The sequence below is a fragment of the Legionella lytica genome (assembly GCF_044626755.1).
GTDB lineage: Bacteria > Pseudomonadota > Gammaproteobacteria > Legionellales > Legionellaceae > Legionella > Legionella lytica_A.
This window is the reverse complement of record NZ_JBGORX010000010.1, coordinates 40826-63528: the sequence shown is the minus strand read 5'-3', so window position 1 is coordinate 63528 and position 22703 is coordinate 40826. Positions and strand designations below refer to the sequence as shown.

Below are 22703 nucleotides of genomic sequence, written 5' to 3'. Positions count from 1 at the left end.
CTACTGTAATGTGAGAGCATCAAATAGATCGCTAAATGCGACATGAAGTTATCATTTAATTCACTCGGGTGACTTTGTCTTTATTTTGAACTATAATTGCAAAAAATTGCTTTTATAGGTAAAAAAATGCCTTTGTTACATGATAGCGCTCTAATTGAAAACCATCTTTCTAATGGCAAAAATATTTGTACTTTTTTAGAAAAAGAAGAAAAATCGGATGAAATAAGTGAGCTGCATTTTATTAAAAAATTGAATCATCTTCTAGAAATTTTTGAGCTTTTGCAAACTGAAGAAACTCAAATGAATTTGGAGCAGCTTAAACGATTTAATGAATTGCGTGAAAATAAATTCATTGCTTCTGCAAATGAGGTGAAAGAGAAATTAATTATTAATGAAGAGAGAGTTAAAAAGACAATTCAATTTGTTAAAGAGGTTAAACGATATCTCATACTAGAAAATCGAATTCATAATTTTTCTATTCTGGATAAAGAAGAAAAATTAAGCAAAGTTGGTTTGATTGAGTTATTAGAAAATCTCAAACAAAGAGATTCCATTCTAGATGAAATAGAGATTTCTGCAAAGGAGTTAGATCCAATAGAAATAATCGCAGAAGCTAAAGATCAAAATGTTAATTATCAACAATATATTCGTATGCGGGAACCTAAAAATAGTTTTTCTGAAATGTTAAAGAAAAAATATGAGGCTACTTTTTATTTAATAAATGAATTAAATGAGGAGCAAATCGAGCGTTTAAAAATTATAACAAAGCACATGGCTACATTTGATCTGGCCGAGGAATATTTAAGTGAACCTCGAATCAAAAGAGTAACCATGATTGAACTTGCCGAGCACATAAATAAGAGAAAACAAGCCCTGGAGTCATTAATACAGGTGGATGAATCAGGGCTGAAGCAATGTATCGAGGGCTTGGGTATTAATTATGAAACATTTCAGCTTATTCGAAAAAGAGCATATCAGGATAATACTGCAGACTTAGTAGAAAAAAGAGCAAACCTAAGAAAGATACTTCCTTTAATAGAACCATTAGATTCATTCACTTTGGCTACGTTAAAAAGTTTTGCATACTGCAGTATGCATGGTTTTGGAAAAAATGATCCAAACATTTTGTGGAGACACATCAAGAACAAGGCTCCATCAATAACTGTAGATGACTTAAGAATACTGGGAATTAATTATTCCGAACCCAAGCGAGTAGAATCCGAGAAATCACAGCCTGGGAAAAGTGTATCAAAATTCTTACAAGATCTTCTTTTTAAAAAACATAGGTCGACAAAACAAGAAAAGCCCATGAGTTTGGATGCGATGCAAAAGAAAGAACCTTGTGACGATATCTCCTCATCATCTACTCATGCTCAAACAGGAAGTTGGTCTACTATTTCTAAAAATAGTTTACAAAGAACAGTAAGCGATACAAATTTTTTTCATAGAGAGAGCATAATTCAAGAAGATAAATACTCTGCCATTAGTGGCAGTCAGTTTACTAATAGATAAGTGAATCCCGGCAATCATTTGTTAAGGAAATTAATCCCTGTTTTAATTTATCAATTGTTAATCACTTAACAGAAATGTATTACTTGTCTCAATAATGGCAGATCCTTGAAGCTGGGTAGCTCGGCATCGGTGCCGCGGGCAATTTAACTACCATTAAGCTAGAGCAGCTGAACTCAATCTGGTGGAGTCTTGCAGATAAGATTTATCTTCAAGCTAATCTATTATTCGTTCATTGACGTGTTTCAAAGTTTAGTTGACGATGCCGTTATTAATGGTTCACCCTCGAATAGAGTAGTGGGGGATAGATAATTAGAAAAAGTGTATTCGGATAGATGTTCGCCTTCTTCTGCCAAAGCACGATCTTCCATTTTTTTAATGGTCTGATAGTAAAGCGGATTTAATTTTCCTGAACCCCTGATACTATAAAGCAGTTGGGGCTTAGGTAGCTCCTCTATTACCGTATCGTACTGAGTAAAATTAACAACGACATTCTCAGGAAGTAACTCTGGATAACACTTATAAAATTCATAACAGGGAGTTAAAACCGCCTTAGACAAATCATCATAAACATTTAATTCGATTCTACTCTGAGGAAAAAAACAGGCCGCCCTATGGGCTTGTGCATAGAGAATATTTACTTTATCAGTAGAGTAAACGTAATCGATAGGGACTAACGCTGCTAATTGCTCGAGTTCTTTGGGGCTGATTTTGTCGTTTAGTTTAATTTGCATCTTTTGGGCACTTTCTATTAACTTACAATAAGTAGTGCCAGGTTTTTGATTTAATGATATGTCCGTTAAAAGAAGAGGATCAAAATAGACATTATACTTTTTTGCTAAAGCGGGTATGACTTGCAAAGCTAAATTATTATTATTAAATAGCGCATTTTTGCAATCTTTTTTAAGGCTTTGCCTATTAGAGAAAATCATCATACATTCTAGGGCAGGGAACTGTAACTGATTAGCTTTAAGATGATCCAACAAATCTATGTGCATGCCTGGGACATCACATGGATCTAAAAAAGGTGTACCAACACACCCATCATGATCAAAACTATGAATTCTTACTAAGTTGAATTTCGCTACTTTTTTTGGAGCCGCTACACTTAATCGGTTTACTGAGCAATTAAAAAATGCGGCTCTTGTCCGTCTTATCATTGTTCAATCCTATTATTAATTGAATGTTACTTCCTCTACCCCTACATATCAACAGTGGGAAAGAGAGATACAACCCAAGGTGCCAATCTTAAACTACTCCGTTTAGCTCTTGATGATGGAATCAATATATTTTTATCTTAGAAGGGAGGGCAAGTTGCACTTATCAGTTGAATCCAGGTAACCCTATCCTTATTCCAAATATTTTAAATTCCTATAAATAATCTTGTTTATACTTAGCATATATTTCTGAAATAAATATTTTGAGCCACCAATATGAATTCGGAATTCATATTTTCAAGAGAACATTAATTATTATAATAATTATTCAACTCTTATACTTTATATAAATAATATTAAATGTATAGGGATAATGATATTTTTCGCTTATTGTGCATATTACGTACAACTAATTACTTATCTTCAAATACAAGATGTGAATAATTAAAAACAGAAGATATATTAATTCGCGATGAAAAATCACAATTGTAACTGGCCTGGGGCAATTCTCTGTAAATAAAAGTGATGCCCTTCAGGGTTTCTTAGCCTAAAAATGTTTTTGCGACAGAGCGGGCTCTGCCGCTCTATTTGGACTATTGCCTGGAGAGGGAGAATTAAAATAGCGGAACCTATCCTTTACTAGCAATACTATCTCGTCTTGCTTGGCACATTGTTCCTTAGATCTAAATTTCTCTTTTAAGCCATTTAATTGAAGCTGTAATGCGGTTAACTCGTTATGTGGCTCTTGGGAAAATTGTAAAAAAAACTGAATATTGTCCAGATTTTTATCGATTAAGGAGAGCATATCCTTATCATAGAAAAGGGTTTCAAAGATTTGTCTAAATTGTTCTGCAGAGGGAGTAACAATGGCCAATAAATCTATATTAAGTGGAAAACGATAATGCGGTAAATGCTCACCATGAATTAACTGCACACTGCGATAGAGGCGTTCTATGATTGAAGCATTGCCTCGTTTTGTAGGTACCGCTTGAGCGAGGGTCCACACAATTTCCGCTAAAGAATTGATAGACTTTTCTCGATTGGTTAAGTCGTACAAATCAGGAAATTTTGTTTCAACAAGATTAAAAAATTCATCAAGCTCATAACGTTCAATATTGGGATGCAACAGGTAAATAAATTCTACGCCATCACGGGGATTTTTATAGGTTTCTATTGTAGTAAAGGTGCGCTCATATTCTCCTGGCTCCTTAAATGAATATGGGTTTTTATCTATTTCACGACGAAGGGTACCCCTGATAATAAAGCTGCTCATCTCAGCCTCAACTCTTCTAGAGTTCTTATCAAATACATTTTTCATCTTTATATCGGGATTCGGAAAAAAAATCTGAAGTAATTCTAGCATATAGCCATATTGGTCTTGATATTCGTCGTCTTTGCCTAAACAGGTACTAAGCTCCATATGACAACCATCATCCGGGTCCCTGAATGAACCAAACGCAAAAGACGCAGCTTTTCCGTTTTTTTTATATTCGTAGTTAGCTCTTTTTCTCGCGATAAAAGTGTATAACTTTAAGAGATTAGGAAATTGCTTCCCTTTAAGTTTCTCGGCAGCCTCGCGAGCAGTATTAAGTCCGTCCTCACCCCATGCCTTTTCATCAAAGGATGCAGAGGAATTACGCTCGTTACTAATTGTTTTGGAGGCTGGCAGAAAGGCCTGATAGAGACGAGGCCCAGTTAAGCGTTCTTCTGGATAAGCGTTTTTAGCTAGAAAGGTTGTTAGATGAGCCTGCTGTAACAGTTCTTCCAATCTATGTTGAGAGGTGCTCATATAAATCCAATAATAAAGTCGAGAGTCAATTTTGCTAAATGTATTATAAATATCGGCTTTCGTGCAAATAATCCCTTAATTAGGGTTACTCTGTTTAATGAATACCATTGCTACTTTTATTGAGCCCTTCTAATAGATGTGGTTTATTTTTTATCCCAAAAATCAGATATCCTCCCCGAAAACTAGCTAGACTTTTCAATCCATGAAAACTGCCTATGCAACCATCAGGGGTTTGAAATCATACATATGTTTAAAAAAGGTCTGTTCAATATTTGCATGTATGGTAACCGGACTGAGAGCTCATTTATTAATGAACAATGTGGAATTTACGGCTGAAATCTATTCAGAAACAGCTTTTTTGTACAGTTTTTCTTTTTTGCGACGGAGCCATTTTTAACACCTTAACCCTTAAAAAAACTTGAGTTTTATCTTAATCACCACTGAATTTACAATAAGTGAATCCACGTGCAAATCAGTAAAATTTCTAATTTGCATTTGCACGTTTCTATAATAAGCTACTAATACATGTACTACAAAGACAGACATTTCACGTCCTCATACACAGAATCGAGCTATGGACCACGTCATCTATATCTTGATCTAATTGGGGTCTAAAGAATCCTTTATCTAACGCGGCACCTGATAGGATAAGACTTATTCCTAAGCCCAACGCGGCCATCCCTGCAACTATCAATGGCAGATTGACGAATCCTCCCATACACACACTGGCGACTAAACCAATACTCGCACCCACTACTAGCCCAATTGCTGCTAAACTAATTGATGAGATAATATCAGGAAATATACTAGAGCGTGAGTCACAGCGTTCTTTGTATAAATTTATTGCGTTTATTGCATGCGGAGGATCCATTGTTTGTATTGACTCGAGCATGACAAGAGTGTCCTTGAGCGTTAACATTGCAGTACTAATCCGGATTTTTTTTAATCCTGTTTGGCTTGACTCTTGAGCAAAAAAGTCTTTATCTAAAGTATCTCGTAAATCACGTAATGCTTTGGCTAATTTCTGTATATTGTCATTCTTTTTTTTATCAAGTTTTTGAATTTGTTCATCTAATCGTAATAAGAAAACTCTGTGTTCAGGTATGGGTATAAGTTGCTCGCTTTGACGAAGTACGTCCCCTGTGGCCTGAAAAAGGGTATCCAGATGATCATTTTTAGTATATGCCATATTTTCCAATGCAAGAAACATATTTGAAATTTTATTATACAGTAATTTTAATCTGTGTCTCGTACGTACTAATTACTAGCTCGTAACCATTAAATTTACGGCTCTATTGCAAAAAAGAAAAACTGAGCAATTTCTGAATAGATTTCAGCCGTAAATTCTACATTGTTCATTAATAAATGAGCTCTCACTACGGTTACCATACATCTTATCCTGATGGCCTCGCACTCCAGAACTTGTGCCCTGGGAATGAGACCATATTGCAGTGATCCCATTTTCAAACAACCATAGACTCATCGATGGGTTTCTTTTATTTTCGCCTCGATCCCTTCGCATGAGCAATGCCATCAGCAGGATTTAATGGCCATTGATGTTTAGGATAACGTATCCGTAACTCTTTACGGATTTCTGAATAACCATTTTGCCAAAAGCTTTCGAGATCGCTTGTTACCTGCACTGGACGAAAATTCGGCCCTAATAAATGCAGCACCACTGACACACTCTGAAATAATATTTTCGGCGTTTTTTCCCATCCAAACACTTCTTGGATGCGTACTCCAAGAAAGGGATGTTCAACCGTTGAATAATGAATGGGTATCATGCTACCACTTGGAACTTTTAACTTATTTGGGAGTTCGGTTTGTAAAATACTCCGCAATGTTTCAGATATATTTAGCTCAAAAAAATACACTAAATTTTTTTGCAGTACGAAGGTCATTTTACTTTCACCGAAACATGCTTGTCTAAATCCAGTTAAGCAAAATGATTTTTTTAATGCATCTCCGTCGAAAAGACTTTCCAATTCATCTTGTATATGAGAGGGTATTAATGCCTTATGGAATCGTAAAAATATAATCTTTTGATACCACTCATGTAAACTTTTATTTTTCTTCAGTGTGCTCGCCCAATTGTCAGTTAATATATCAGGCAATTTTTCTGCAACATGTACAGAGGTGGCCAGCGAAAAATTCGGTTCTTCTATAGGTAAATCCCAAAGTGTTTTAAATTCACGCTGATAAAATTGCGATTTTTCTGCTTCAAAAATGATGTCTCTTTTCTTTATTATGTTGTCGGAAAAGTGTTTGAACAAAAATTCTTTATTTATCCCACTCGCCTGATTAATTAAAGTTTCAGCCTCGCCGCTTCCTTCAAAACCATTCAATGCAATAAAAAATTCACTCCTTTTCACAAGCGTTCGATCTGATAATTTTACACCACGACCACCGACCATTAATGCACGCTCAGAGTTCTTGCGACGTCGGCACAAACGATCACCAAAAGATAACATGAGGAGTAACTGTCTAGCTTCATCTTCTTCAAGAGAAGCAGGGGGCTCGGCTTTTTTTAATTTTTTAGCAAGATCTAGAATCTGCTGATAACTTTGCGCGACAGTTTGTAAAAGTGTGAAATGACCATCCTGGGAAGAACCATCTTTTAGAAATTTATTCAAAATTTTTAATCGCGGTGCAACATCACATTCAAAATGATCTGCTTGAAAATGATTCGCAATTTCTTTCCGTAGAATATCGCGCTCTTGTAATAACGCTGCAATTTTTGCAGCCAGATCGACGCAATTATTTTCTATCCCTGCAATTAATAGTCTCCCCAAACGCAGAGGTAATGGGAAATCCAAAAGCTGGCGACCTATTGATGTTAATTCATTGTTATTTTTGATAGCACCTGCCGCTTGTAAGCCAAAGGTCGCCCGCTCAATATTGACATGGGGAGGTCGTTCAAACCACGAGAAATTCTGAAAATTCGAGATACGTTGATTAGCTAAAAAAAGTAAACTATCGCTTAAATCTGAACGTAGGATTTCTGGAATATTGGATTTCACAAATGACCTTTCATCATGTTGATTCCACATCCTGTAACAAACACCTGGAAATTGTCGGGCAGCTCTACCAGCGCGCTGAATGGCACTCGCTAAGCTAATCCGCGAAATTTCCAGGCGTGAAAATCCAGTACGTAAATCTTGTTTCATTATTTTTACTAAACCTGAATCTATGACGGTATCAACACCGTCTAAAGTAACAGAAGACTCAGCAATATTAGTTGCAAGAATAATTCTTTGCGCTGAAGATTTTTGCAATGCGATACGCTGTGCTTCCAGAGAAAGACTGCCATGCAGCGTGATCACTTCTATTTTTTTGCTTTCTGTCCAATCAAGTAAGTTTCCTTTAGCGCGTTCAATTTCACCTGCACCCGGTAAAAATACTAAAATATCTTTATCAGTCTGTCGCTGTGCTTCTTTGATGACTTGAGATAAATGCTCATAAAATTGATATTGCGGTTTTAGTAATTGGGTTGATTTTTGATAACGTACCGTTAACTCAAATAATTTTCCAGGCACGGAAATGACAGGACAATTTCCCAAATATTCAGCAATTTTTTCTGCTTCGAGTGTCGCTGACATGACCACAATTTTAATATGATGCCCTAACTCTTGTAATTCACGTATTAATCCTAGTGTTAAATCAACGTATAAAGATCTTTCATGAAACTCGTCTAGAATCACAATGTCTACATCATCTAACTCAGGATGATGAATCATGTTTCGGGCCAGCAAAGCTTCCGTCATGTAAATTAACCTGGTTTTATGCGCTGTTTTATTGACAAAACGGACTTGATAACCAACCTCCTCACCGACTAGCCAATTATTTTCTTCTGCAACCCGATGAGCAGCAGCAATCGCCGCCATTCTTCGAGGTTCTAGCACTAATATTTTCCCGGCTACAACAGAAAGCAATTTCGGAGGCAATCGAGTTGTCTTGCCAGCACCCGGTGCGGCTGTGATTACTAAATTAGTATGAGATGTTATCTTCTGTAAAATATCATCTATAAAATCGTCTATTGGTAAATGAGTTTCGCCTGCTTTTAAAATGATGGTACCCTCAGTTGAAATTTTCAAATAACCCTTTGAACTTGTAATTTAATGAAATGGACATTTCTATAAATTGACCTCTGGCCGGGATTCTAGTAAAAAGGGGCATGATTGAAATTTAATCCCTAGCACCTTAAGAACCATAGATTTATTTATTCTTAATATCCTAGGAACTTTCAATTTTCTAATTTCTCGCCCTAATTCAAGCGAATTTGGCATTCAGAATATTTAAAACTATCCAGATCAACAGAAAATTCCAAGGGAATTTTGTCTTTCCAGGGCTTAAATATTGCATACCTCTTTTTTACTAGAATCCCGGCCAAAGGTCTTTCTCCTTGATAATTCAAATTTAGAGAAGTAAATGATTTATCGTCCATACCTAAGGATACCACGGCTTGGTAGTCCTAGGTGGTAATAATTTCTTAAGATATTTTTTTTAAATGCACGCATCACGGCAAAAAATTTTATTTAACAGGATGCAAAAATGGCGCATAAAAGTTCAATATCTTTCTTCCATAAAACTTTAGATAATGATTCTTCTTCTTCTCGAGACTTATTAATAGTAAGCGGTGGAATGAGTCTCAGTGCCTGCTATTCGCCGAGCTATCAAGTGACCTCGACAATCTACCCTTTTATTATGCATTTCGCCCACTAAGAGATCTATATAATACTTTAGAGGGTATAGCATGGTTGGGGCATGCCCTATTTAATGAGCCGGAGACCTCCCTCCTTAAAGTAGGCCGCGGCATGTTATCAAGTTTTTCAAGCATGATTCTCAATTTCTTAAATGTCATTAGGTTCTATTGTCATTGTGGGAAATGCTCTCTTAAGTCTGATTATCGAATTAATCAGACTTAGTAAGAGTATCTCTTTCGTCCTCGGTATCCTCTCCCTTAGAATTGCTCATAATCTACCATTGGCTCAATTAACCTCAGCCCTTGTTTTCTGGCCATTCTTAGCATCTTAAATCTTGGTTCTCGAATCCATGGAGTTTCATCATTTCAGCAAGTAAAAATTCCACACAAGAAAGTAACCAACTTATCTACATAATTCTTAGATTTAATCTTATTTTTCTTCCTGTGACATTATTGTTTTTATTTGGAGCAGCGATTAATGTCATTCCAGGGATTTTAAGCAATCAACATATATTTTTTAATGCAATCAATTGGCTAGTTGAATCCATAGGTTTATTGTAAACAATTTGTGCCGTGGTACCTGGAGTTGGTCGTTATGAAGGAACAAAAAACCAGCTATCTCTACTTGCTAATGCAGAAGAATATTTTCGCGCCTTTTCTACTGAAAATGATTTGAAGGAAGAAAAGTTTAGGTATATTACTTACCATGCGACGGTTTATCGATAGAGCATAAAAGTACGGGCCCGTTGGTTACTCATTAATATCTCTTCCAATTAACCAATAAGCTTGTACCATTTCTGAATTTACTGAACGCTGCACTCTGGTTCTAGCAACTTCAATGTACTCTGATGCTTTTAAAGATAAGTTTTCTGCAGTTTTTTCCTATCATAGATAATTGGTTGTTCTCATCAAAGGATATGCCCTCATCTTTTCACAATGATTAACCATTATATCTTAATAAGCGTTATATTTCCCGGCCAATTACCTATTAATCAATAACATTCTAAATAAACTCCGAAAATAATTTTCTCTTCTATTTATTGTATTTCGTCGGCTCATAAAAATGATTAATTAAATTGTGTATGATTCATATCCATTTAGACAATTTTATTAAAGGGAATGATTATCATTTTCTCAGCACAAAGACCCGCAGTTACATTTGTGGCAATAAAAGCTTGTGACTGATTCATCATCAGGTAAAAGCTTCGACATAAAATCTCTCTAATAGTTAAAACAGGTTTTATTGTATAAAATATAATCATAACTATTGAAAAAACTATTTCCTCTACAAAAGGTTGTAAGATCAGAAAGTGGGTACTAGACTTAACAACGAGCGTGCGCCAGCGATGCGCTCAGAATTTAGTTTCGCACCATATGTTTCGTTTCAATGATCTAACAAGGAGGAAGTCATGAGCATTTTTGGAAGCATCCGTTCTGCAATTTTTGGAACTGCAAAAGCAGCTACACCAGTGAGCACCGGCGGCATTTCCGGCAACACGGCGGTAGCCCCCTCCACCCCAAAGCCGATGACAGAAAGCGAAATCGAAGCGATGATCCAAAAGGTCGCCGATACTACTGGTCATAAGGACTACAATTGGAAACAATCCATTGTCGATTTGATGAAACTACTGAACCTCGATTCAAGCCTTAGCGCCCGCAAGCAGCTTGCAGAAGAACTTGGCTACACTGGAGCGCTTGACGGTTCAGCTGAGATGAATGTTTGGCTCCACAAGCAGGTTATGATTAAGCTCGCCGAAAGCGGCGGCGTACCTAACAGCCTTAAATAAAAATACGGAAAAGAACCAATGCGGCCTATAACAGTGGCCGTATTTATGGTTCTACCCAAATAGGGGGGCAACTTTAAGGATCTTAATGTAAACCATCAAACAGGAGGTACGGATACAGCAGACCTAAAGCCGAACATTTAGCCCGGCAGGCGTAATTATGTGTGCTATCTATGAAGGTGGCGTGTAAATAGATGTATTTTCTTCCTTATCCAATCCTTCAGTAACCCCTAAATTATTAAAGAAAGTAAATGAATTGTTCCACAGAGCAATTTGAGTGATTTTTCTCGGGGATTTAAATCGCTTCTAATAATGGCATGTAGAGCTTTTAGGCTAGTACTTTCACGAGCATGCAAAGAAAAATCTAAATATCGTAAACATGATATTTCTTCAAGCAATAGTGCAACAATATCTAAAAAAAAACTCTAGCTTTATGGAAGTAACAGATATCCATTTAAGGATTCCGTTGTTGAATTCATATTTATTTAATTTTTTAATTAATGAAGCGTGAATAAGATTTTTTAAATCTACAACCAACTCTGAATCATAAAATACGTCGCTGGGAGTATAAAGAATTTTTCTTTTTCCCGTTTTTTTGGATTTTTGGTTAGTTAAGGGTGTATTTAGTGGAGCATGATTATATGTTATTAAATGTTGGGGCCTTAGTTCCGCTTTGTATCCTTCAAAGGCACTTGTGCATTCTACGAACCTTATCTTTTTATATGTTTTATCTATAAGTAAGCCATCAAATGGATAGCTATGTCCAAAATAAACGAAATGCGAATAGCCTAGGTGTTTTGCCGTACTCACTAAGGGTTTAATTTCAAAAAAGAAATTTTTAAGATTGGGTCTCCCATCATATGAACTGAGAGGGAAAGTTTTTTGAAGGATATGTCTAATAAATCGAATTCCATAATGGGTTGAATAGACTTGATTGGGTTTTAGCTGAGCACAGAGTTCCTCAAGTGAATCTAAGTCAATGTCCATATTAAGCTCTTAAATGACTCGTTATAATTAATTGTAGTTCATTCTAATTTTGCCAAATGAAAATTGTTTTCTCCTTTTATCTGGTTATCCGCTCCTCAAACGCACCGTATGGTACGATACAAATAAGTTGTCAATTTGAAGTATGACGTCAGGCTTGCATTTCAAAATGTGTCAGAAAATTGAAACTATTGAATGATTGATAACTGTAAACCCCCCATGTTTAGTGACATCCTAAATTAGAGTTCATTGCTTGATTTTTTGCCAGATACTCCGATGGCGTTAAATCATTGAGCGAATCATGTGGCCTTTCCTCGTTGTACTCCTTTATCCAATTTTCTGTTAGCTCTCTTACTTCGTGTAAATTTTTGCATGCGTACATGTCAAGTATTTCGGTGCGATAAGTTCTATTGAACCGCTCAATAAATGAGTTGTTACTAAAATTTCCAGAGAAAGCTTTAAATTCAAACATCAAGGCCTAACCGACTGGAACTTGCTTACATCTTTCAGGCATTTATGTCAAAATTTATGGCCAGAATGCTAAATTGGGTGTAATTATATGAGCAAAGCTCTCAAATCCGCATTTGGCTGTATAGTCAGGGATAATTCAACCTCTACAACTATGAAAAATCCAATAAATAGCAAAGAATAGTTTTTATAACATGTTGCCAACGCGCCTTAATATATGCTCTATTTTTATTCGGTGAGCTCTCGGTTTTGAATCTGCTTGTTGCATTCCACATGAGTTTAGATCAACAGTTTTGCCATCAAAGGAATAGCCACAATAAATTGTTTTGGGATGTGCTTCAAATAATTGTTTTACGATTTTTTTGGACTGAGCAAATGAATCAGGGGCGTCTGTACAAACCACAGTACTGCAAAAAAATGCGTAGTGTACATTAAATGGCCGAAAATATTATTTTTTACGTATTAGATGCGTCGTATAAAACCTGAAACTTCAAGCTGTTATCTAATTTTATTTTTTGTTACCATTGCCTAGCCTCCTGAAATTAAACACATTTTTCCGTGAATAACTCTCATCTACACCATTCCTCGTTTCATCGCATCAATTAGGCAGTTAGGATTAAAACAGTGAATTCATACCACTCAAGGCCGTGAACTCATGCATTTATCTTTAATAACTATCCACAAAATCTGTGGATAAGTCTGTGTGTAGGGCAGGATAAGTCTTGCGTAATGGACTGAATACAAATACGTCAGAAAGAACAGCGTCATTAAAGCACTCCGTCAAACAGGCAGTACCCTTAACCATTGAATTAATTTGACTAAATAAAACACATCGCTATGATGGGCACATGCTACTGTATCGAAACGTTTATCACCCAGGCACAATATGAACCATTCCCAAATAGAGCTCTTTAGCAAAACAATCACCGTATCTCAGATGCAGCACTCTGATTTTAAAGAAATCAATCAGTGGTGTATCGATGAGGGATGGAATATAGGCATCCACGACAGTGAAATCTACTATAAAATAGACCCTATGGGCCACTATATTGCCAAAACAAACAAAAGCATCGCCTCCCTGTCCTTGATGAAGCACAGCCTTTCTTTTTTTACCTTGGGGCCATTTATTGTACATAAATCCTATCGGGGGCAAGGAGTCGGAGAAGCCCTTTGGAATGAGGCCATGAGTCGAATGAAGCAAGAACACCCGGATGCGCTTATTGCATTATATGCCGTATCAGAACAAGTCGCGCGTTATAAAAAAGCCGGATTTGTACCTGTGGTGGGGGTTCAACGCTGGCATATTCACCCCAACCCATTAAACGCCCCATTGAGCAGCAATCCATGCTCATTAATCACAAGCCAGTTAATTCCTTCTATCAGCACCTATTACCAAAAACAGGATGGGACTAACCGAGAGTTATTATTTAACGAGTTATTACTCAAGCCAGAAACTAAAGGTTTGGTTTTTATGGACGACAACCTCATCAAAGGGTTTGGCTTCATACGCCCTTGTGTGCGTGGATTTCGCATAGGGACCTTAGTTGCGGACACACCAGAAATTGCGACCCAATTAATGTCAGAGTTGCTTGTATTTGCAAAAAACGATCCGGTATTTATGGATGTACCCGCCTCGAATCCCAATAGCATTCAGAGTCTGAGTCCGTTTGATGCCATGAGAGCGCCCCAAGAGGATACCGTCATGATGATAAAAGGAACAGGATATACCCAGTATCTGGGACCAATGGAACAGCTGTATGCTTTATTTTCTCTGGAAATTGGATAAATCGCCATGACTTCCTTGAATTTCGTAAAGCAGGATGGGCAATACATCGGGCATGGTGATACCGTATCGTTCAATCACGAAGAGACGTTATGCTCCTTTATTGAAAAACAAACCCAAAAAACACCGGATGCAATCGCGCTTTATTTCAAAGAATCTCAGCTAACCTTTAAGGAAGTCCATGAGCAAAGCAATCGCTTGGCACACTACCTTTTAGGATGTGGTGTTCATCCTCAAGATAAAATTGCAGTGTATTTAGAGCCCGGTATTTCTACCTTCATTGCCATTATTGCGATTATTAAAACCGGTTGTTGCTATGTCCCACTTGATGCACATTACCCTATAGAGCGAATTTCATTCATGGTGAAAGACAGTGAGACCACGGTACTCATTACCGACTCTCATTTGAAAGAGCGGGTGGGTTCTTTAGACTTAGTGCTGATTAAATTGGATAAAATACTTCATGAGTTGGAGGGTTTATCTCCTTTATTTACGGCACGCGCCCAATCATCAAATCGGGCTTATATGATGTACACCTCAGGCAGTACCGGAGTTCCCAAAGGAGTGGAAATAACGCATCTGGCTTTGTTGAATCATATGTTATGGATAAGTCAACGGTTTGATATATCCCATCAAGACATCATTCTTCAAAAAACGCCGTTATCGTTTGATCCGTCAATATGGGAACTGTTTCTACCTTTTTTTACAGGAGCGCAACTGGTCATCGCACCGCAAGGGACTCATATAGATACAGAGTTACTGATGGACTTAATTAATCACCACCAAGTAACCATCCTGCAATTAGTTCCCTCTATTTTGAAAAAAATGCTTCAAAATAAACGGATACGTAGCTGCTCCTCGTTACGTTATGTGTTTGTAGGCGGTGAGTCACTGCGCCCTGAAATCAAAACATTATTCTTTGAACAATTAAGATGCCAGCTCGTTAATTTATACGGCCCGACTGAAGCTACCATTGACATTACATCCCAAGAGGTATCCACCTCATCCAAAGACTTACACACCAACATCATCGGCAGACCGATACACAATACCAGTTTATACGTCGTCAACAGTCAAGGAAACCTGGCCAAGTTAGGTGAAGAAGGCGAACTTTACATCGGCAGCTTGAGTTTAGCCGCGGGATATCATCATCGAGCCCCCTTAACTCAAGAGCATTTTCTTACCAATCCCTTTGAACCTCATCGTTTTAAACTCATCTATAAAACGGGAGATTGGGTACGGTGGCTCCCCTCAGGAGTCCTGGAGTATTTAGGAAGAAATAACGACCAGGTCAAAATCAATGGCGTCCGCATTGAACCTAAAGAATTAATCTTAACGGTTCTCCACCACGATGAGGTTTCAGATTGTTTTGTGGTAAAGAAAAGTGACACCCATGGGCATGATTACCTGGCATGCTACCTAAAGTCGAAACACACTCATATTAATCTAGCAGCGATAAAAAAAGACTTAAAGGCAAAATTTCCAGCATTCATGCTACCTCGGGTATTTATCATAATTGAGCATATCCCTCTAACCGTGAACGGAAAGGTCGATATCAATGCCCTGCCTGAGCCTGATTTCACTCAAACCGTACTCGAAGCCCCCAATACCAACGAAGAAACGCACGAACTGATGCTCTTGTGGCAAAAAATATTGGAAACCAATCAAATCAGTCCCAACGATAATTTCTTTGATTCAGGTGGTGCATCCCTTTTAGCGCTCAAGCTCATTTCACTCATCCAAGACCAATTCAAGGTCACACTGCGTATACGTGATTTGTATACCCACCCCACGCTAAAAGAGCAAATGAACCTAATTAAGCAAAGACAACAGGCCGCAACCAAACCCATTAAAAATCAAGCTGATATCCCAAACCCTATCATTTGTTTACAACCTAGTGGGCATAAAACTCCTTTATTTTTAATTCATCCAATCGGCGGTACGATTTTCTGGTTCACCAAATTAGCCCGTGCCTTAGAAAAGCAACGCCCCATCTACGGAATTCAAGATCCGGGCATCGATGTAGAGCGACCTATTTTAAATTCAATAGAAGAAATGGCTTCCTTTTACTTGAACCACATTAAGGCAATACAACCCCATGGCCCCTACTTAATTGGAGGTGCCTCTTTTGGCGCAAGTGTTGCCGCGCAGATTGCGCATGAGTTAAAACGTCACAATGAAGAGGTGGCTTCACTAATCGTACTGGATGGATGGGGCGTGTACCCCAATACCTTACTGGACGATCACTATTTCAAAACATCGATGGCACGACAGCACGCCGAACTGGTTAATGACTTTATAAAATATGGTTTACCCAAACCAGAAATCTTATTGGACATTCAATGGTTTCGCCTTAATTTGTTGTGGAAATTTGAAATGCAACTTATTGAGTCCCCTATGGCGTTATTTAAATCACAAAACCTCCTCCCCGCGTTCGCAGAAATTGACGCACCACTTAATCATTGGGAGCAATTTTCTAATAATGAAATCAGCCGATACATAACACCAGGAAATCATGAAACCATGTTTCAAGAGCCTCACGTCGACTCTTTGGCTCGCATGGTGCAGGAGCACTTGACGAAAATTAATATATAATTTTATTAATGACTTAAAAAGGATGCTTTCGTGAGCAAAAAAGCCAAAGATAACGAATCAGACCCAGCCACTGAGAGCAACTCATTGCCTTCAGCTATTGCTCAAATGACCACCATTAAAGAAGTACATGACTACTATCAAAAAATCATCAGTTGCATGCCCAATAATGTCTATTGGCTTGATAAGAATTGCATCACCCAAGGATGTAATGACAACGTCCTTAAATTTATTGGCTTAAAAAATAGCAACGAGTTCATCGGAATGACCTATGAGCAAATGGGGCAAATTGCAGGATGGACTCAGGGACATGCCCAACTATATGAGCACGATGATCAAGAGGTTATGGCCTCCAGAAAGCCGAAACTCAACAGCGAAGAGCCCCCTATTCTTAATTCAGATGGGACACTAGCCTACTATTCCTCAAGTCGTGTTCCCCTATTTGATGATGAGCACAACGAGGTAATCGGGGTCGTGGGAATTTCCGTTGATATTACGAAACAAAAACAGTTACTGATGGATTTAAAACAGGCCAAAGAACGTGCGGAGTTAGCGAATCAGGCTAAAACCGAATTTCTTGCCAACATGCGTCATGACATCAGAACGCCGTTATCAGGAATCGTTGGTTTTAGTGAAATTTTAAAAACTGAAGCGACCAATCCACGAGTTAAAGAGTATGCGGACAATTTAATTGCATCAAGCCATGCGTTGCTGGATTTAATGGACGAAGTGTTGGATGCCATTAAAGTCAGTTCGGGCGAAATTCCTCTGTTAAAGAAGAAATTTAATTTAGCGGATACCTTGGAGCACGTAGTTAAACTCTACGCCGCAAAAGCTGCAGAAAAAAAATTAACGCTATCCTTTGATTGTAATCCCGAACTCCCACACTTTTTAATTGGTGATCGGGTTCGCCTTCATCGAATTGTTCTTGAATTGGTAGGAAATGCGCTTAATTTCACCGAGTCAGGACACGTAACGATTCACGCCATTCAAGCCAAAAGAGAACAGAAGTCGTTAATTCTTCAACTGACCGTAACGGATACGGGTATGGGAATACCTAAAGAAAAACAACAAGAGATTTATGTCCAATTCAAAAGGCTCACCCCATCCTATCAAGGAATTTACAAAGGTGCTGGATTAGGGCTTTATGTTGTCAAACAATTTGTTGATGAATTGGGTGGGGAAATTTATGTGGATAGTGAGCCCTATAAAGGCACTGTCTTTACTTGCCTTATTCCCCTTCAAATCCCGTTAATTGATAATGATGCGGGCATTGACCGTGAAGAGGTGCTAAAAAGCCCAACCTCCTTAATGGGGCCGTCCGCTCAGCAACTATCGGTAATGCAACCGAACCCAAAAACATCTAAAAAAATATTGGTCGTTGAAGACAACTTCATTGCCCAGACCGTAGCAAAAAGCCTTCTTGGCTCGTTACATTGTGCTGTAGACATTGCCGCCAATGGGATGGATGCCATTAATCGCTGCAAAAACACACACTATGATTTAATTTTCATGGATATTGGATTAGGGGATGGGATGGACGGATATGAAGTAACCCAAACCATTCGTAGCCAAATCAACCCCGAGCACCACATCCCGATTATTGCCCTCACAGCTCATGGGGCTGATGAAAGTAAGCAGCGTTGTATCGAGTCAGGAATGGATGCCGTATTAACGAAACCACTGACCCAAAACAATGCAGCGGAAATTATTAATTCATTCATTCCATCCTCAATTGAGAAAACACCAGAACCTGCCCCAAGTACCCGCCGGGATTTACCTGATAATGATGAAGAGCTGTTTCATTTAAATCAATTCTCGCTCCTTGATGAGGAAGAGGCAATACGCAACTGTGGCTCAATCGACACCGTAAAAAATCTATTGGCTTTATTACTACAAGAACTTCCCAATGATTTAGCCCAAATGAACCGTGCGTTCGCCCAGCAGGATTATCCATTGGTTGAACAAACAGCCCATAAAATTAAGAGTGGTGCCGTATATTTAGGGACTCATCGCCTGAAATATGCCTGCCAATACGTGGAGCGCTATTGGAAATCAGGTGAACGCGCTTTATTTTCTGCTCTTTACCAACAGTCGCTCACCGTCATTGAAGAAACCCTAACTTATGTGGAAGGTTGGTTGCGCACCCACTAAAGAAGTCTGCTTGGGTAGAGCGCCGGTTATAAACACAAAAGCTGTCGCAATCCGTCATCCAAAGCAAATCGTCATCCGAGAGACTCCCTACCATTTTTTAAATCAGCTTTTATCGACCGTTCTTATTGGGTCACACACCGCAGTGACTTGTTTACCAAGACAGGAAACTCTTATTTTTCAAGTAGCTGCGTCAGATTAAATCAAAACTAATTTATCTTAGTTGACTAGAATCCTCCCTTAAGGTCGTATTTGGGAAGATGGGGCTTCGAATAAATCATTAAGAAGGTCAAAAGCTTTATTCCATACTTCAAAACTGGAGATGGTATTATATGACGGCATTCCTCTGTTATCTAAAAAGCGAATATCACTGCCCCAAATTTTTCGAGACCATGTTTTCTAGCTTATTTCTTACAGCTTGTTATAACAGCAGCTTCTGTAGATATTGCTTCTATCTAAACTCCTTTATTCGATGCTGGTTGAATACTTTTAATTAAATTGATGTCAAGAGCAAATATATTTGCAAATTGATTATTTAAATCAGGCTCTTCATCGACTTCTTTAATAGATTCTTTAAAAAACCTATATTTTTCCAGAAATTGTTCCGATATTTAAATAAAATCTAATTTTGACTTACATCAGGCTATGCCCCCGATTTTTCTGATAGACTCAAAACTACTTATAAAATCATTTGGTTATAGTAAGATAAAACCAGTAAACGCCAGAATGGTGTTTTATAAGTGCGAACAAAAACTAAGGAAAGCAAGGACATGAAAGAGTCATTTTTTCGAGCAAGGATGAGCAGAAAATTTATCATATTTCCTATTCTAAGTGAGCTATATTGCCCGGGATTACAAGCCTCCTGCGTCAACATCTCCGTTACAAGCGGCACCCAAATTATGACGAATCCAATAATTGACAATACTGGGTGCAGTGATGATAGTGGTATCGGCTACAGTGCAGCTAGTGGAGGAAGTTTAATTATTGATAATAATTTGCTGGATAATGCAAATTATATCAATACAGGTGGAACAAGTACCTATGCTGTTCAGTCCCTGGACGCCGGCTCAATCACCATTAATGGTGGAGGGATATTTTCCCTTAGTGGATATGGAGGTATTGTCTTCTATTCAACGGGCAATGGAGCCACTATCACAGCAACGAATTCAACCCTGACAATAGCGGGTGACTATGCTACTGGCTTGCAAGCTGATTCCGGGGGAGCAATCACCGGAAATAATTTGACGGTAAATGTCAGCAGTAGCAGTCCTACCGATTTTGCCAAAGGAGCATATGCCTCAGGAGCAAGCTCAATGATCGAGCTAATTGGTGGCAGTGTGCAAACGAATGTCCAGAACACAGGCTATGGTTTATATGCCGATTCGAACGCAACCATTACTACCAGCAATGTGGCTATAAATGTCGCTACAGCCACAACTTCAGGAAACACCCTCTTTGGCGCCTATGCTGATGGAGCAACAATCCACTTGATGAATGGCAGCGTGCAGGCGAACGGAGGAGAGCGTAGCCATGGACTGGATGCTCTTTCTCAAGGAGAAATTTCAGCGAACAATCGACTGTAACGTCGACCAGCTCAAACACTGCATTTGGTGTATACACTTACGCTGGAACAATCAATTTCCAAGGAGGAAGTATACAAGCTACTGGCACGAACTATGCTGATGGCCTGAATGCTCAGGGCGGTGGGACGATTACAGCGAATAATATATCCGTGACGGCCAATGGTAACACTTCTTATGGTACGACGGTGAGTGGAGCATATTCCATGCTCTCACTTACCAACAGCACAATAACAACCTCGGGTGGGTTCGCTTACGGCTTGGCTGTTGATATCGGAGGAACTACCGTAGGAAGCAATATAACAGTGAATTCTACTGGTATGGGTGCTGTGGTTACTAATGGTTCAAGCCTCTCTCTGACTGATTCGACAATTACTGCCAGCGGAGGCAACGCTATTGTAACAAGGGGCGGACAGATGGGTAATATTAATACCATTATGGTGGATGGAGGGAGCTTATATAGTCCTACGGCCGACCTTATTATGGCTACCACAGCAGTAAGCAATATCACCCTCACTACCGTGACTACCGCAGCTAGCGGAAGCAACAATTTATTAAGCATTGTTAACGACAGTACCATCCACTTTATTGCGGAGCAAAATTCCAATCTCACAGGTAATATCATTGCTGATATGAATAGCGTGGCGAATATTGCGTTCAATAATTCATTATTCACAGGAGCAATTAACGGGAGGCAGATTCATACTACTCTCGATACCAGTACCTGGAATGTCGCTGCTGATTCCATTATGGCGACACTAAGTAACATAGGAGCTATCAACTTCAGTCCGGCAGGAAATTTTAAGACGGTTAGCGTGACGAATTCTTACACGGGTGGCGGTTCAATTATTTTTAATACCCACCTCAATGAGGGAGGGACGGCCAGCATGACTGACACACTGGTTGCAGACAGCACCGCCGGAAATACCATCCTCTTAGTCAATAATAAAGGAGGTCTGGGAGCGCTTACTGGGAATGGTCCAACCGATGGGATTAAACTGATCAATGTTACCGGTGGTGCAGCTGCAAGCAACGGTCTCTTTGTTTTAGGGAAACCAGTCATTGCAGGTCCTTATGAATACACTTTATCTAAAAGTGATTCCATCAATTGGTATTTGAAATCGACGCTTGATGTTGTAGTCGACGCGAAATCACCTCAGAAATCAGTAATACCTAATTATCGTCAAGAAACCTCACTTTATTCTACCCTGCCATCAATGGCAGCGCTCTATGGACGTACACTTCTCGACACCTTGGATGAGCGTACTGGCGTACAACCTATATTGGCTTCTTTCAGCGGAGATGCCAAAGTGGTTCCATCAGCGTTCTGGGGCCGAGTTCTTGGGGAACATGGTTTGCATAATGGGGGGAATAATGGCATCTACAGCAAGGCGGGTGCACGTTTTAATTATAACATCGGGGGAATGCAAGCCGGGTTTGATCTTTATAGAAACGAAGGCAAAGACTATGCCGGACTCTATGGGGCTGTGGGGCAAATTAATGGTGATGTGACGCACTTTACAAGCATGAAGGCGGGATGGAATCGACTTGATGCATATACAACAGGGGGGTATTGGACTCATTATGGAATGGCAGGCTGATATTTTGATGGGGTGATACAAGGTACATGGTATAATGCAAAAGCGACGTCAACAAGGCCGCTGCAGTTAAAAACTAATGGTTTTGATCTGATCACCTCACTTGAAGGTGGCTACCCCTTCAACTTTTCACACTCGGTGGCAATAGAGCCGCAAGCGCAATTGGTTTATCAAAATGTAGGTCTGGATAATGCAAGAGATACATCGGCTAAAGTACACTTTCACAACACGAATTTCACTGCGGCCCGAATTGGTGCACGTTTTACCAAAGGCTGGATAATTGGTAAGAGAGAAAATGGAAGTGTACCTAGGCTAACCACTTGGTTGCGTCCCAGTTTATGGCGAGAGTTTCAAGGGAATGCACTCACCTCTTTCTCATCAGAAACAGGATTTATCCCTTTTACTTCTAATCTTGGTGGTAATTGGGCTGAAATTACTGGAGGGGTTACTGCTGACATAAAACAGAACACTAGGTTCTATGCTAGTCTTGGCTATGACATTGGCTTCATGGATAACAACAAAAATCACGCTTATAATGGGAAAATAGGTTTCAAAACAGCCTGGTAGACTCTGGATGCCGCGCACTTATCTAAAATTTAAAAA

11 protein-coding genes and 2 pseudogenes are annotated in these 22703 nt (G+C 38.9%); 7 read left to right on the top strand and 6 right to left on the bottom strand.

Annotated elements, in window-relative coordinates; genetic code table 11:
* Nucleotides 1-96: 96 nt before the first annotated feature.
* Nucleotides 97-1512, top strand: a complete 1416-nt coding sequence (locus ACD661_RS15175; protein WP_400188716.1) for a hypothetical protein — start codon at nucleotides 97-99, stop codon at nucleotides 1510-1512.
* Nucleotides 1513-1754: 242 nt separating this feature from the next.
* On the opposite strand, the gene ACD661_RS15170 is transcribed toward ACD661_RS15175, so the two are convergent.
* The 4 genes from ACD661_RS15170 to hrpB all read right to left on the bottom strand — a co-directional run bounded on the left by ACD661_RS15170 (nucleotide 1755) and on the right by hrpB (nucleotide 8552).
* The gene (locus tag ACD661_RS15170; RefSeq protein WP_400188715.1) at nucleotides 1755-2669 is read right to left on the bottom strand and encodes a hypothetical protein; all 915 of its coding nucleotides are present in this window, start codon (nucleotides 2667-2669) and stop codon (nucleotides 1755-1757) included.
* A gap of 544 nt (nucleotides 2670-3213) precedes the next feature.
* On the bottom strand, nucleotides 3214-4455 hold the full coding sequence (locus tag ACD661_RS15165; RefSeq protein WP_400188714.1) for a hypothetical protein: 1242 nt from the start codon (nucleotides 4453-4455) through the stop codon (nucleotides 3214-3216).
* Between the two features lie 547 nt (nucleotides 4456-5002).
* Complete coding sequence (locus ACD661_RS15160) at nucleotides 5003-5644, bottom strand: hypothetical protein (RefSeq protein ID WP_400188713.1); 642 nt, start codon at nucleotides 5642-5644, stop codon at nucleotides 5003-5005.
* Nucleotides 5645-5951: 307 nt separating this feature from the next.
* A complete protein-coding gene (gene hrpB, locus ACD661_RS15155) occupies nucleotides 5952-8552 on the bottom strand; it encodes an ATP-dependent helicase HrpB (protein ID WP_400188712.1) in 2601 nt (866 codons plus the stop codon).
* A gap of 2017 nt (nucleotides 8553-10569) precedes the next feature.
* On the opposite strand from hrpB, the gene ACD661_RS15150 reads away from it, so the two are divergent.
* Nucleotides 10570-10947, top strand: coding sequence for a DUF3597 domain-containing protein (locus ACD661_RS15150; RefSeq protein WP_400188711.1), 378 nt, complete (start codon nucleotides 10570-10572; stop codon nucleotides 10945-10947).
* A gap of 387 nt (nucleotides 10948-11334) precedes the next feature.
* Here the strand turns inward: ACD661_RS15150 and ACD661_RS15145 are convergent, their stop codons facing one another.
* On the bottom strand, nucleotides 11335-11931 hold the full coding sequence (locus tag ACD661_RS15145; protein ID WP_400188710.1) for a hypothetical protein: 597 nt from the start codon (nucleotides 11929-11931) through the stop codon (nucleotides 11335-11337).
* Nucleotides 11932-12151: 220 nt separating this feature from the next.
* Nucleotides 12152-12367 (bottom strand): annotated as a pseudogene (locus ACD661_RS15140) (integrase core domain-containing protein); the annotation flags it as partial.
* 915 nt (nucleotides 12368-13282) lie between these two features.
* On the opposite strand from ACD661_RS15140, the gene ACD661_RS15135 reads away from it, so the two are divergent.
* The 5 genes and pseudogenes from ACD661_RS15135 to ACD661_RS15115 all read left to right on the top strand — a co-directional run bounded on the left by ACD661_RS15135 (nucleotide 13283) and on the right by ACD661_RS15115 (nucleotide 22667).
* Nucleotides 13283-14182, top strand: coding sequence for a GNAT family N-acetyltransferase (locus ACD661_RS15135; protein WP_400188709.1), 900 nt, complete (start codon nucleotides 13283-13285; stop codon nucleotides 14180-14182).
* Nucleotides 14183-14188: 6 nt separating this feature from the next.
* Nucleotides 14189-16774, top strand: a complete 2586-nt coding sequence (locus ACD661_RS15130; RefSeq protein ID WP_400188708.1) for a non-ribosomal peptide synthetase — start codon at nucleotides 14189-14191, stop codon at nucleotides 16772-16774.
* A gap of 30 nt (nucleotides 16775-16804) precedes the next feature.
* A complete protein-coding gene (locus ACD661_RS15125) occupies nucleotides 16805-18925 on the top strand; it encodes an ATP-binding protein (RefSeq protein ID WP_400188707.1) in 2121 nt (706 codons plus the stop codon).
* A gap of 896 nt (nucleotides 18926-19821) precedes the next feature.
* On the top strand, nucleotides 19822-20505 hold the full coding sequence (locus tag ACD661_RS15120) for a hypothetical protein (RefSeq protein WP_400188706.1): 684 nt from the start codon (nucleotides 19822-19824) through the stop codon (nucleotides 20503-20505).
* A 203-nt stretch (nucleotides 20506-20708) separates the two neighbouring features.
* A pseudogene (locus ACD661_RS15115) lies at nucleotides 20709-22667 on the top strand (autotransporter family protein).
* The last annotated feature ends 36 nt before the right edge of the window (nucleotides 22668-22703 follow it).

Excerpts from the sequence above, each read along its gene's own strand:
- ACD661_RS15170 (WP_400188715.1), bottom strand. The coding sequence starts at position 2,669 with ATGATAAGACGGACAAGAGCCGCATTTTTTAATTGCTCAGTAAACCGA.
- ACD661_RS15120 (WP_400188706.1), top strand. The coding sequence starts at position 19,822 with ATGACGAATCCAATAATTGACAATACTGGGTGCAGTGATGATAGTGGT.
- ACD661_RS15160 (WP_400188713.1), bottom strand. The coding sequence starts at position 5,644 with ATGGCATATACTAAAAATGATCATCTGGATACCCTTTTTCAGGCCACA.
- ACD661_RS15165 (WP_400188714.1), bottom strand. The coding sequence starts at position 4,455 with ATGAGCACCTCTCAACATAGATTGGAAGAACTGTTACAGCAGGCTCAT.
- ACD661_RS15145 (WP_400188710.1), bottom strand. The coding sequence starts at position 11,931 with ATGGACATTGACTTAGATTCACTTGAGGAACTCTGTGCTCAGCTAAAA.
- ACD661_RS15130 (WP_400188708.1), top strand. The coding sequence starts at position 14,189 with ATGACTTCCTTGAATTTCGTAAAGCAGGATGGGCAATACATCGGGCAT.
- ACD661_RS15135 (WP_400188709.1), top strand. The coding sequence starts at position 13,283 with ATGAACCATTCCCAAATAGAGCTCTTTAGCAAAACAATCACCGTATCT.
- ACD661_RS15150 (WP_400188711.1), top strand. The coding sequence starts at position 10,570 with ATGAGCATTTTTGGAAGCATCCGTTCTGCAATTTTTGGAACTGCAAAA.